Raw genomic sequence first — 12,577 nt, forward strand, 5'->3', positions numbered from 1 at the left:
CGCGTCGCGGCCGCCGGGCTCCCCGGGACGTGCGGCGCGGGCCCGTCCGGTCCGCCCGAACAGCACCAGCGCGGCGCGTTGCAGCCGCCCGCCGCGCGGGATGACCAGGACGGCGGGCGTCCCGCCCGGCCGCGGCTCCCGCGCCAGCCCCAGCACCCGGCCGAGCCGGCACAACCGGGTGATCACGACGTCGTCGTGCATGGCGGTCCTCCTCACTTCAGCAGGAACGGCGGCTCGGCCGGCGGGGCCACCGGCACGCTGTCGGGCTGCGGCAGCCGCAGCAGCCGGTACATCACCCGGCGCGTGTTGCGGGCCGACCGTCCGGGCTCGGACGTGATGCGCTCGGCGACGCGCCGCAGCTGCTCCGGCCGGAACCCCTCCGCCGCCTGGACGAGCTGGCGGCGCAGCGATCCGCGCGCGGTGAGGCGCGGCGCGTCCTCGCCCAGCCGCGCGGCGGCGGAGTCGGGGTTCACGTCCACGCGGCGGAACGAGCCGAGCAGCACCGGAACCCGGCTCAGCACCCCGTACACGCTGGCGGACCCGTGGTCGCCGATGACCCAGTCGGCCGCCGCCAGTACGGCCCGCCAGTCCGCCTCCGGCGGCACCAGCCGCAGCCCCCGCCGCAGCGACGCGGCCAGCCACGCCCGGATCTGCCACGTCCCGTGCTCGGCCCACACGTTCGGGTGCAGGAGCGTCACGATCCGGAACTCGTGCTCGGGCAGCTCCTCGGTCAGCCGCGCCCACAGCTCGGGGCGCCGGTCGAGCAGCGAGCCCGGCCCCCAGGTCGAGGTCACCACGACCAGCCGGCGCCCGTTCCCGGCCCCCAGCGCGACCTGGTAGGCCGACCGCCGGTCCCGGCTCGCGACCAGCGTGTCGTGGGACGGGTCGCCGACGACGGCCGCCGCCGGCACCGCCTCCGGGCAGCTGCGCGCCAGCGCCGCCCGGTCGTCCCGATGGGGCAGCGTGATCGTCGACGGCACCAGCGCGCCGTCGTGGACGAGCCGCTGCCGGTCGATCCCGTAGACGTTCCGTCCGCCCGCCGCCGCCCGGCCCGCCCGGCGCGGCAGCACCTTGTTGAAGCCGACCCCGTGCGGCATGAGGATCAGCGGCGCCTGCACCTCGTGCACGCCTCCGTAGCCCGCCGCGATGGCGAGGTCGAAACGCGTCCGCGTGGCCTCGGCCCACGACACCGTCGAGGCTCCCAGCCGGGAGAGGAACTCCCGCACCCCGGCGCCGAAGCGGTCGGGTCCCTGCGTGAACACCACCTGCACGCGCAGGTCGTCCTCCAGAAGCCGCGCGGCCTCCAGCAGACGCTGCCCGGATGTGATGGTGTGGACGATCAGCAGCACGGTCCGGCACGCGCCCCGCGTCGCCCACCGTCCCGCGTCGAGCCCCATCGGCCCCCGCCGCCACTCGCTGCCTGACATCGCCTTCGTGCCCCCTTGTCGGGTTTGTCGGATTGCGACCCCGCTTCGATGGTCGGGAGCGGACCTTGCGGCACCCCTTGCGGCGGCACCTGCGGACGGCTTTCGGAATTCGGCCCATAGTGGCCAGGAGACACAGGTGTTACTTGTGGCCAAAGGCACTTGACGCTGGAATGATCGGAACTGTCACGATCGCAACCGTCACAGTCGGCGCGAATGCGGTATCGGGGGCTTTCTCCATAGGGAGCGCGGATGGAATTCCGCATACTCGGCCCGGTGCGACTGTGGGACGGAAGGCGAGCCCACGAGCCCCGCTGGGCCAAGGAGCGCACCGTCCTCGTCTCCCTGCTGCTGGCACCCGGCCGCCCGGTCAGTGCCGGTGATCTGATCGAACGCCTGTGGGACGGCGAGGCGCCCGCCGGCGCGCGGAGTCGGCTGCACATCCACATCGCCCGGCTCCGCGGCACCCTGCAGAACCTCGACGCGGGCATCGAGATCGGGCAGGACTCCGGTGCCTACAGCGTTGACGCCGACCCGGAGAAGATCGATTACCACCGCTTCCTGACCTTGCGGAGCCAGGCCCGCGCGATCGCCGACAGCGGAGACCCCGAACAGGCCATCGCCCTCCTCCGCGACGCCGCGTCCCTGTGGCGCGGCAGGCCGCTCGACGACCTCAGCGGCTCCTGGGCCGAACTCGTTCGCCGCATGATCGTGGGCGAACTGCTCGACGCACTCCTCGACCGCATCGCCCTCGAAATGCAGCTGGGCCGGCACGCGGCCGCCGTCGACGAGCTGAACGCGCTCGTCGCCCGTTTCCCTGGAGAGGACAGGCCGGTCGAACTGCTCATGCTGGCCCTGTACCGCTGCGGCCGGTCCGGCGACGCCGTCCGGGCGTTCGACCGATTGAGCCGCTGGCTCCAGGAGAGACTCGACGCCGCACCCGGCACCCGCCTGGACGACCTCCGCCGTCGAATCCTCGTGAACGACCCGGGGCTCGCGGCGCCCACACCGGCCGAACCGTTCGCACCATCGGGCGGCCCGCCCAGTGATCTTCCGCGCGACCTGCGCACCTTCACGGGACGGGCGGCCGAGCTCGAGCGACTGGTCGTCCTTGCCGAACCAGACGGACGCGCCGTGCCCGTCCTCGCGATCGATGGCATGCCCGGCGTCGGCAAGACCGTCCTGGCGGTCCACCTGGCGCATCGCCTCGCCGATCGCTATCCGGACGGGCGCCTTTATCTTTCCCTGCATGCCCATGACGCCGACCACGATCCGCTCACCCCGGCCGTCGCGCTCGAACGTCTCCTCCTCGTGATCGGGGCGGGGAAACTTCCCAAGACGTCGCAGGAGCGGGCCAGCCTCTGGCGCAGCCGACTGGCCGGACGCCGTTATCTGCTGCTCCTCGACGACGCGCTCGGAAACGAGCAGATCCGCCCGCTTTTGCCGGGAGCCCCCGGATGCCTCGTCATCGTCACCAGCAGGCGGAGGCTCGCCGGGCTGGAAGGCGCGCACCCGCTCAGCCTGGATGTTCTCGCCCCCGACGATGCCGTGCGCCTTCTCGCTCGCGTCGCCGGAGACCGCGTCGCGCCGGACGAACCCGGTGCCCGCGACGTCGTTCGCCTCTGCGGGCACCTGCCGCTCGCCGTACAACTCGCGGGCGGTCGTCTGCTGCACCGCCCCAGCTGGACCGCCGCCGATCTCGCCGCCCGCCTTGCCGAGGGACGCGGCAGGCTCACCGAAATTCGCGCCGAGGACCGTGACCTGACGGCCGCGTTCCACCTCTCGTACACGGGCCTGGGCGAACCGGACCGTGAGGCGTTCCGCCTGCTGTCTTTGCATCCGGGCGCCGACGTCTCCACCGACGACGCGGCCGTGCTGCTCGGCACCGGACGCGCCGCGGCCGAAAGCGCACTGGAGACCCTCCACGACCACCACCTGATCGCCGAACCGCGCCCCGGCCGCTACCGGTTCCACGATCTCATCCGCGAGTACGCCGGAGACCTCGCGCGCGGCGACGAACCCGCAGCTCGGGACGCCGCGCTCGAGCGGCTCTTCGACCATCGTCTCGCCCGCGCCGCCCATGACGCCCGGCTTCTGCGTCCCGGCGCCCTGCCCACCGACGCAGCGCCCCCGAACACCCGGGACGAGGCGCGCCGTCGGCTCGCCGAAGGAACCGGTGACCTGCTGCGCATCGCGCGGCACGCGGCCGCTCATGGACGCCCGCGGCACGCCGCGAGCCTGGCCGCCGTGCTCGGCGAGCATCTGGAGTCCACGGGGAGGTGGGCCGACGCCGTCCGTCTGCACGACACCGCGGTATCAGCGTGGCGCGTCCTCGGTGACGACGCGGCACTGACCCGTGCCCTCGCCGACGTCGCCAAGGTCGCATGGCGTTCCGGTGAGAACGAGCACGCCTTGAACAGTGCCACCGAAGGTTTGGAACTGGCGCGCTCGCGCGCGGACGCCGCCGCGGTCGCCGGATTCCTCGACCAGATCGGCCTCGTCCACTGGCACCGTTCCGAATTCGATGTCGCCGCCGGTTACTTCGAACAGGCCCTGGGGCAACACCTGGTACTCGCGAATCCGCTCGGCGAAGCCGAGGTGCTCAACCACCTCGCGATCATCCTGTGGCACCTCGGTCGCTACGCCGACGCGTCCGACCGCCTGAACAGCGCACTCGCGCTCTACGAACGTGCGGACGACGATCGGGGCCGTCGTATCACCCTCAACAACATCGGTGACGTCGAGCTGCGCCTGGGGCGCCACGAGGACGCTCTCGCCCATTACCTTCGTGCCGCCGAAGTCGGCGACATGCCCCGCCAGCATCGTGCGATCTGGCTGAACAACGTCGCCACCTGCCACCAGAGCGCCGGTCGCCCGGCCGAGGCCATCGATCGGTACCGGCAGGCCCTGGCGATCTACCGCGAGATCGGGGACCGCCGTGGCGAATGCGATTCTCTCAATCACATCGGGTTCTGTTTCGCGGAACTGGACCGTGACGGAGAGGCTCTCATCCACCACCAGAACGCGCTCACGCTCGCCCGCACCCTCGCCGACCGGTTCGAGCAGGCCCTCGCCCTTCGCGGCATCGGCAATCTCCACCTGCGCTCCGATCGGCCTGTTCCGGCGCTCGACCACTATGAGGAGGCGCTCGGTCTCTCCCGCGCCATGGCAGACGCCTACCAAGAAGCCCGCGCCCTCGACGGCATCGCCGATGTCATCGCGCGCACCCGCGGTTCGGCCGCGGCCGAAGCCCATCGCTGCCGAGCACTCGAACTCTATGAGCACCTCGGCGTTCCCGAGGCCGTCGCGCTCCGCGCACGGCTGAACCTCGACGACGCGTCCGAGGCCTGACCCGCAGGAGCTTCCGCCGCCGCTCGCCGCACCACGACGGCGGACGTCCGAGTCGGCGGAGCCTGGTCAGGAGCCCGGATCGGGCGTGTGAAGCGCCACGTCCGTCTTGTTCGGGGCCGGACGGACCTGGTCGTAGATCTTCCGCTCAATCCGGAACACTGGATGACAATATGGACATTGTCCCCAATTGTTGCATCCTGCAAAAAGGTTGCAAGAGTACATCAGGGTCGATTGTGACGTTCCCTGCACAGGGGATACCTAGCTTCGCTAGAGTCCCTTCTGGTCAAGCAGGCCATAAGGGTTCATGTCGCGTTGCATGCACCCTCCGGTGATAGATGTAGCGGGAGTCCAATATGTGGGGATTTGTCGCCAGGGTTGCAATGGTCATGACCGTGGCTGCAATGTTCATGACCATGGCCCTCTTCGTGTTCGACTCGTTGTCGCAGGTGGTGGCCTAGTCGGCGACCTTCGGTCGGCGGCGCACGGGCCGACCGTCACGGAAAAGGTGTGGGCGGCACTACGGAAGTGCTGCCGCCCGCCTTCCCTTTTACTTTCCTGTCGACGTGTTCTCGCTCGCGACTTTCCACCCTCTTCTCCGCCTGGCCTCACCTGCGCCCTTGGGGCTCGGTCACATGCGTTCGGTCAGGCCGCGGACGAACGCGGCCTGGCCCGCGTGCTGCATGCAGTCGGAGATTACGCTGACGAGGCGCACGCCGAGGGTGACGGGCGGGTCCCAGGCGCGGTCGACGACGACGGGCAGTTCGGCGTCGGTGAGGCCGGCGACGTAGTCGGTGGTCATCGCGTGGACGGCGTCGTGGTAGCCGGTCAGCAGCTCCGCGGAGTCGACGCGGACGGACGCGACCTCGTCGGGGCCGTGGCCGAAGCCGGTGTCGGACGGGTCGAGGGGGAGCGCGAAGCGGTCGGCCCAGCCGTCGGACGTCCAGCGTTGCGGGGTGCCCGCGACATCGGCGATGTGGTCGTCCTGGACGCGGGTGAGGTGCCACAGCAGCCAGGCGATCGAGTTCGCGTCGGGGTCGGCGCGGAACGCCAGCCGGTCGGGGGCGAGACCGTCGGCCGCGGCGTGAACCTCGTCGCGGATCCGGTCGAAGGCGTCGGTGAGCAGTTCGGCGCTGGTCATTGACGCGAGGCTAGTGCGGGGACGCGGCGATTTCAGCTCTCCCGGGCGCGGATGTCGGCGTTTCGCTTGATACTGAGCGTGACCGGATGGATCCTTGGTGTGGCGATGACCGTACGAGCGGGGCCGCGGACGAGGGCACCCGTCCGGCGGTCCGGGGAGGGGGCGGGGATGAGCCGTTCCGCCTTCGTCCACCAGGGGTGCGTCTACGCGTGCGACGACGAGTTCCTGCGGATGGCCGTGCCGTTCGCCGTCGAGGGGGTGGAACGTGACGAACCGGTGCTCGTCGCGACGACGACGGCCAACATCGCACTGGTGCGGGCGGCGCTGGGACGACGGGCGAACCGGGTCGACTTCGCCGAGACGGGCGGGTTCGGCCGCCGCCCGCAGCAGCGGGTCGCGGCGTTCACCGCGTACCGGCACCGGCACCCCCGGGACGAGCGCGTCCGGATCCTGGCCGAGCCGGTGTGGGCGGGGCACTCGCCGCGGCAGGTCGAGGCGTGGGAGTGCATGGAGTCCGCGCTGAACACCGTGTTCGGCGGTACCGGCATCCACATGGTCTGCCCGTACGACGCGCGGGACGTGCCGTCCGCGATCGTCGCGAACGTGCGGTGCACGCACCCGGAGATGGTGCGCGGCACGAGCGTGCGCCCGAGCGCCGCGTACGTGCAGCCGGTCGCGTTCGTCCGGCGGCGCGCCGCCCCGCTGCCGTCCCCGCCGCGGGATGCGGTGACGCTGGAGTTCGGCGGCGACCTGGGGCGGATGCGGCACGCGATCGTGCTGGAGACGGCGTCGCTGGGGCTGCTCGGCGAGCGCATGATGGCCTTCGCCGCGGCGGTCGGGGAGATCGTCGGCGGCGCGGCGGGCGGGGCCGGGCGGCCCGCGGTGGCGCTGTGGGCGCAGTCCGGCGAGGTGGTGTGCGACGTGCGGCTGCCGGTGTCCCTCGACCCGTTCATCGGCCTGCACCCGCCGACGCTCGACGCCACGCTCGGGGACGGGTTCTGGCTCGCCCGCAAGATCTGCGAGCACCTCGACGTCCGGCCGGGCCCGGACGGGACGAACGTGCGGCTGCACACGCCCGGTCCGGGCTCCTGACCGGCGGGTCAGACGGGGGACGGGGCGCGGAGACGCGGCTCGCGTTTGAGGCGGCCCTCGGCGTCGCGGCGGGCCAGATCGCCGGTGTCGGCCCCGGGCACGCGGCCGGGGCCGCGCCTGTTCGGCGCGGCCCCGGCATCGACGTTCCGGTCAGTGTTTCCCGTGCGCACCCTTCCGGTCATCGTTCCCTTATGTGCTGTTTCGGGCAGTCTCGCCGCTTGCGGCGTTCCGTCAGTGTTCCCGTGTGCGGGGCTCCGGTGTGGGGGGTTCCCGGGGCGAGCCGGCCGGGCGGCCCGGCGGTGACCCGCCCCCGCGAGACGGACGGGCCGCCCGCTTCGCCGTCGTGAGGGGTCACTGGGGGCGGGTGGCGTACAGCATCCGGTCGTTCGGGTGCTCGGAGAGCGACCAGATGACGCCGCGTCCCTGGTCGTGCCCTGCCCGGTGGGCCAGTGGGACAGGTCCTCGACGCCGATGGCCGCGGGCTGGGTCCGGGCGGTCACCAGGTTCTCGGTGTCGGGCGACGCCTGCTCGGTCGTGTGGAGTTCGCCCTCGTCGTCCTCGTTCGCCTCGGCCACGCCGTGGCTCTGGCTCAGGTACCAGCGGTCGTCCCAGCGGGTCGCGCCCTGGATGTTGGTCTCCGGCAGCCGGTGCACGGCGTCGGCGTTCCAGGTGCCGCTCTCGCGCTGCTCGGAACCGTCCGTCGCGTCCGCGATCTTCCAGGCGGCGACGCGTCCGTAGCCTCCGTCGCACCATTCGCCCGCGAGGATGTGGTCCGTGCCGCTGCGGTCGAGGGACGCGTGGGAGAACTTCCCGCCCGCCGCGGAGTCGGTGCAGGTGCCGGACTGGGCGGTGACGCGACGCCACTGCGTCACCTCGGGCATCACGTACCGGTACCCGTAGCCGTAGAAGACGCCGTCGTGGCGGCCGACCTTGCTCTTGTCGGTGATGTTCCCCTTGTCTCCGGCGGCCTTCAGGTCGTAGATGTGCCGCATGTCGAACACGCGGAAACCGCGGTTGGTGTCGGCCACGTACAGGAAGTTGCCGTACCAGACGATGCCGCCCGCGTGCAGGGACTTGCCTTCGCCCGCGGTCTGGTCATCGCGGACGCTGGTGTAGCTGGCGTTCCCGGGGCCGTTCTCGTACGGGTGGACCAGCAGGACGTGCCGGTACTTGCCGGTGCCGGGGTCGACGAACGAGAGCCGGACGCCCTTCTGGGAGTTCCCCGTCGAGTCCGCCTTGTGGTACCAGGTGGCGAGGATCGGCTGGTTGTCGTCGCCCCACCACTGGTCGGCCTGGGCGTCGGCGACCGTGGTGACGCCCTGCGGGTACCACTGCTTGGTGTTGAGGTCGTCCTCCCCGCTGGCGTCGTTCTGCCAGCAGATGCTCTGGACGACCGAGACCGCGGGCTTTTGGTCGTCCCGGTCGGGGTCGGAGACGGCGTCGGAATCGCAGGCGGCGCCGCTGCGGACGGTGCCCTGCCGGTTGGCGTCGGTCATGATGCTCGAGACGCCGACGTTGGGCAGTTCGCCGTCGAGTTCGGCGACGTTCCCCTTCAGGTACGCGGAGTTCTCGGGGTCGACCCGAAGCTGGAAGTTCGCCTCGTCCAGTGTCGCCGCGTGCGCGGCGGGCGCTTGGACGGCCGCGGTGGCGGCGGCCAGCGCGAGCGACGTGCCGACGGCGAGGGTTCGGGAGCGGGTTCGGGAGCGGTGCGTCACGCGTCCTCCTCACGGCCCGGCGCGAACCGGCGCACGGGCGCGGGGAGCCGCGCGGCGGGGGGCGGGCCAAGATCCGTGTGCTCGACGCGATCAACATGGCACAGATCCCATCATTTCGGCCATTACGAAAAATTATTTCTTAATGGCCGACTCCCGCGGGAGGTCTTGCGGGCGTCGTTGCGACGCGCCCCGGCGCCGGGACGCACGGAGCCCGCCCTCCGCGGGGGCGAGGGCGGGCTCCGTGCGTCGCCCGTGCGGGACGGGCGCGACGGGCTTCCTACGAGCGGACGCCGTAGAGGTGCTCCAGCGCGAGCTGGTCGAGCCGCTCGTGGGCGGCGCCGCGGACCGCGAGGGCCTCGATGTCGGGGGAGGCGTCGCGGACGGACCGCCAGTCCTCGCCCGCGGCGAGCGTCGGGCGGGCCAGCTCGTCCAGCCTCGCGTCCCGCAGGGCCTCCCGCACGTCCGGGTCGGCGCGGAACGCCCGCACCTTCTCCCGCAGGATCAGCCAGTTGCGCATGCAGGCCGCCGCCGACTCCCACACGCCCGCGTCGTCCTCGGTCCGCGGCGGCTTGAAGTCGAAGTGGACCGGGCCGTCGTAGTCGCTCTGCTCGATCAGGTCGACCACCCAGAACGCGCCGCGCACGTTCCCGGCGCCGAACCGCAGGTCCTGGTCGTAGCGGGGACCGTGCTGCCCGTTCAGGTCGATGTGGAACAGCTTGCCCTGCCACAGCGCCTGCGCCAGGCCGTGCGCGTAGTTCAGGCCCGCCATCTCCTCGTGCCCGACCTCCGGGTTGAGGCCGACCATCTCGGGGCGCTCCAGCTCCTGGATGAACGCCAGCGCGTGCCCGATCGTGGGCAGCAGGATGTCGCCGCGCGGCTCGTTCGGCTTCGGCTCGATCGCGAACCGCAGGTCGTAGCCCTTGTCGACGACGTAGGAGCCGAGGACGTCGAACGCCTCCTTGTAACGGTCCAACGCGGCGCGGACGTCCTTGGCGGCGCCCGACTCGGCGCCCTCCCGGCCGCCCCAGCACACGTAGGTGCGGGCGCCCAGCTCGGCGGCGAGGTCGAGGTTGTCCATGACCTTGCGCAGCGCGAACCGGCGGACGTCGCGGTCGTTGGAGGTGAACGCGCCGTCCTTGAAGATCGGGTGGCCGAACAGGTTGGTCGTCGCGGTGGTGACGACGAGGCCCGTCTCGTCCAGCGCCTTGCGGAACGCGTCGATCTTCCCCTGCCGTTCCGCGGGCGAGGCGTCGAAGTCGAACACGTCGTTGTCGTGGAAGTTCACGCCGTACGCGCCGATCTCCGCCAGCTTCCGGACGGCGCGGTCCGCGGCCATCGGGGGGCGGCTGCCGGGCCCGAACACGTCCACGCCCTGCCAGCCGACCGTCCAGATGCCGAACGAGAACCGGTCCTCGGGAACCGGGGTGTAGTCGGTCATGTCGTCCTCCTCGATGTGAATCCGGCTCAAGAACCCGCCGTACCCAGGGCGGGGGCCGCGTCCCGCAGCGCGGCGTAGCGCTCGCGGACGGCCGTCTCGACGTGGTCGGCGGTGTGCTCGGTGGCGGGCGGCGCGGGCCAGTCCGGGGGTTCGGCCGTCCCGGCCAGCGCCCACGCGGCCTGGCGGGCGGCGCCGAGCGCCACGTACTCGGCGGGTTCCGGGACGGTGACGGGCGTGCCGAGGATCGCCGGGGCCAGCCGGCGGACGGCCTCGGCGCGCGCCCCGCCGCCGATCAGCAGGGTCCGGCGGGGCCGGACGCTGCGCGGCCAAGTGGTCGACGGCGTCGGCGAGGGAGCACAGCAGCGCCTCCACCGCCGCCCGCGCCACGTTCTCCCGGGTGGCGTTCGCCGTGGTCAGGCCGGTGAGGACGCCCGTCGCGTCCGGCCGGTCGGGGGTGCGTTCGCCGTCGAGGTAGGGCAGCAGCGTGAGCGCGCCCGCGCCCGGCTCGGCGGCGAGCGCCAGCGCGGACAGCTCGTCCAGCGCGGCGCCGGTCATCGCGGCCGCCGCCGTCAGGATCCGGGCGGCGTTCAGTGTGCAGACCAGCGGCAGGAACCGGCCGGTGCGTCGGCGAACCCGGCGACCAGGCCGGACGGGTCGGCGGCGCGGCACGTCCGCGACCGCGAACGCCGTCCCGGACGTCCCGACCGACAGCACGACGTCGCCGGGCCGCAGTCCGAGGCCGAGCGACGCGCCCATGTTGTCGCCGGTGCCGGGCGCGAGGGCCGCGCCCCACGGCGTCGTCCCGACGCGCTCGCCGGGGGCCGCCACGCGCGGCGGTTCGGCGTCCCGGCCGAGCGCGGCGCGCAGGACGTCCGGCAGGTAGGCGCCTCGGCGGGGGACCAGTAGCCGGTGCCGGACGCGTCGCCGCGGTCGGTGACCGGGCCGTCCGAGCCGAGCCGCAGCGTCAGCCAGTCGTGGGGGAGCAGCACGCGCTCGGTGCGGCGCGCGTTCTCCGGCTCGTGCTCGGCCATCCACCGCAGTTTCGTCACCGTGAACGACGCCACGGGCACGCTGCCCGTCCGCTCCGCCCACGCCTGCGGGCCGCCGAGCTCCGCGGCCAGCGCGCGCGCCTGCGGGGCGGAACGCGTGTCGTTCCACAGCAGCGCGGGCCGGACGACCTCGCCGTCGGCGTCCAGCGCCACCATGCCGTGCTGCTGCGCGGCCACGGCGACGGCGTCGGCGCGTTCCAGCACCCCGCGGACCCGCGACAGCGCGTCCCACCAGTGCCTCGGGTGGCACTCGGTGCCGTCGGGGTGCGGCGCCGACGCCTCGTCGACCACGGTGCCGTCGGCCGCCCGGCACAGCACGACCTTCGTCGATTGCGTCGAGGAGTCGACGCCCGCGACCAGCCCCTCGGCCATGCCGCCCTCTTTTCGTCAACAATGTGGACTTAAGCAACGTAGCAGGCGGCCCAGGCTCTGCCTATAGGCGCGACTGAATTAGGGTGCGTCCATGACGAACTCCGGGAACGTCCCCGTCCGGCACGCCACGATGCGCGGCCGGAACCTCGCCGTCGTCCTGGAGCACATCGCCCGGCACCAGCCCGTCACCCGCGCCCGCCTCGCCGAGCTGACCGGCTTCACCAAGACCACGGTGTCCAACCTCGTCGGGATCCTGGACGACGCCGGGCTCGTCGTCGACGGCGCGCCCGTCCACGAGGGCGAGCGCGGCCGTCCCGGCGTGGCCGTGTCGCTGCGCGCCGACGGCGCCGCCGGGCTCGGCCTGGAGGTGGGCGTCGACCACCTCTCCGCGTGCGTCCTCGACCTGGCCCGCAGGGTCCGCTACCGGCACGTCGTGACCGAGCGCAACCGCGGCCGCGAACCCGCGCCGTCCTCGGCGCGCTCGCCGGGCTGGCGGGCGAGGCCGCCGCGGCGGCGGCCGGGCAGGGCCTCACCGTCGTCGGCGCGGCCGTCGCGCTGCCCGGCCTGCTCGACCGGGAGAACGGCGTCGTCCGGCACGCCCCCAACCTCGGCTGGACGGACGTGCCCGTCGCGGCGCCGGCGCCGGGCTGCCCGCCGAGTACGACAACGAGGCCAACCTCGCGGCCCTCGGGGAACTGTGGTTCGGCGGCGGTACCCGGCTCGGCGACTTCGTCCACGTCTCCGGCGAGATCGGCATCGGCGCCGGCATCGTCGTGGACGGCCGCGTGTTCCGCGGCGCCCACGGTTTCGCGGGCGAACTCGGCCACCTCGTCGCCGACCCGTCCGGTCCGTCCTGCCCCTGCGGCGGCCGCGGCTGCTTGGAGCAGATCGCCGGTCAGGACGCGCTGCTGCGCGCCGCGGGGATCCCGGCGGGCGACGCATCGCCCGCCGTCCTCGCCGGCCGCCTCGCCGCCGGGGACGCGACAGCGCTCGCCGCC

10 protein-coding genes and 2 pseudogenes are annotated in these 12,577 nt (G+C 72.8%); 4 read left to right on the plus strand and 8 right to left on the minus strand.

The genetic code is table 11. The features are described from left to right. On the minus strand, positions 1 to 201 hold a 201-nt coding region (locus BJF79_RS18630), incomplete at its 3' end, for a hypothetical protein (RefSeq protein WP_143220027.1). An 11-nt stretch (positions 202 to 212) separates the two neighbouring features. Continuing rightward, entirely contained in the window at positions 213 to 1,427 is a 1,215-nt protein-coding gene (locus tag BJF79_RS18635; RefSeq protein ID WP_262402241.1) for a hypothetical protein, read from the minus strand. A 249-nt stretch (positions 1,428 to 1,676) separates the two neighbouring features. Here BJF79_RS18635 and BJF79_RS18640 point away from each other — a divergent pair, with 249 nt between their 5' ends. Further along, the gene (locus BJF79_RS18640) at positions 1,677 to 4,775 is read left to right on the plus strand and encodes an AfsR/SARP family transcriptional regulator (RefSeq protein WP_083733568.1); all 3,099 of its coding nucleotides are present in this window, start codon (positions 1,677 to 1,679) and stop codon (positions 4,773 to 4,775) included. A 628-nt stretch (positions 4,776 to 5,403) separates the two neighbouring features. On the opposite strand, the gene BJF79_RS18645 is transcribed toward BJF79_RS18640, so the two are convergent. Continuing rightward, positions 5,404 to 5,913: a mycothiol transferase gene (locus BJF79_RS18645; RefSeq protein ID WP_075899129.1), complete on the minus strand. Its 510-nt coding sequence runs from the start codon at positions 5,911 to 5,913 to the stop codon at positions 5,404 to 5,406. 168 nt (positions 5,914 to 6,081) lie between these two features. Here BJF79_RS18645 and BJF79_RS18650 point away from each other — a divergent pair, with 168 nt between their 5' ends. Further along, a complete protein-coding gene (locus BJF79_RS18650) occupies positions 6,082 to 7,005 on the plus strand; it encodes an MEDS domain-containing protein (RefSeq protein ID WP_075899131.1) in 924 nt (307 codons plus the stop codon). Between the two features lie 8 nt (positions 7,006 to 7,013). Here BJF79_RS18650 and BJF79_RS18655 read toward each other — a convergent pair whose 3' ends face one another. The 4 genes and pseudogenes from BJF79_RS18655 to BJF79_RS67065 all read right to left on the minus strand — a co-directional run bounded on the left by BJF79_RS18655 (position 7,014) and on the right by BJF79_RS67065 (position 11,579). Further along, positions 7,014 to 8,720: a hypothetical protein gene (locus BJF79_RS18655; protein ID WP_075899133.1), complete on the minus strand. Its 1,707-nt coding sequence runs from the start codon at positions 8,718 to 8,720 to the stop codon at positions 7,014 to 7,016. A 277-nt stretch (positions 8,721 to 8,997) separates the two neighbouring features. Then, a complete protein-coding gene (xylA, locus tag BJF79_RS18660) occupies positions 8,998 to 10,158 on the minus strand; it encodes a xylose isomerase (protein ID WP_075899135.1) in 1,161 nt (386 codons plus the stop codon). Positions 10,159 to 10,184: 26 nt separating this feature from the next. Continuing rightward, positions 10,185 to 10,827 (minus strand): annotated as a pseudogene (locus BJF79_RS67060) (FGGY-family carbohydrate kinase). Further along, complete coding sequence (locus tag BJF79_RS67065; protein ID WP_410050108.1) at positions 10,746 to 11,579, minus strand: FGGY family carbohydrate kinase; 834 nt, start codon at positions 11,577 to 11,579, stop codon at positions 10,746 to 10,748. Before BJF79_RS67065 ends, BJF79_RS67060 begins: the two are co-directional and overlap by 82 nt. Positions 11,580 to 11,709: 130 nt before the next feature. Here BJF79_RS67065 and BJF79_RS67070 point away from each other — a divergent pair. Further along, positions 11,710 to 11,799, plus strand: a pseudogene (locus tag BJF79_RS67070) (hypothetical protein); the annotation flags it as partial. Positions 11,800 to 11,999: 200 nt separating this feature from the next. Here the strand turns inward: BJF79_RS67070 and BJF79_RS60650 are convergent. Further along, positions 12,000 to 12,176, minus strand: a complete 177-nt coding sequence (locus BJF79_RS60650; protein ID WP_262402242.1) for a hypothetical protein — start codon at positions 12,174 to 12,176, stop codon at positions 12,000 to 12,002. Positions 12,177 to 12,226: 50 nt separating this feature from the next. Between BJF79_RS60650 and BJF79_RS60655 the strand changes: the two genes are divergently transcribed. Then, positions 12,227 to 12,577, plus strand: a 351-nt coding sequence (locus tag BJF79_RS60655; protein ID WP_410050109.1) for an ROK family protein, incomplete at its 3' end; no start/stop codon positions are given.

It is taken from the genome of Actinomadura sp. CNU-125, from assembly GCF_001942465.1.
Taxonomy (GTDB): domain Bacteria; phylum Actinomycetota; class Actinomycetes; order Streptosporangiales; family Streptosporangiaceae; genus Spirillospora.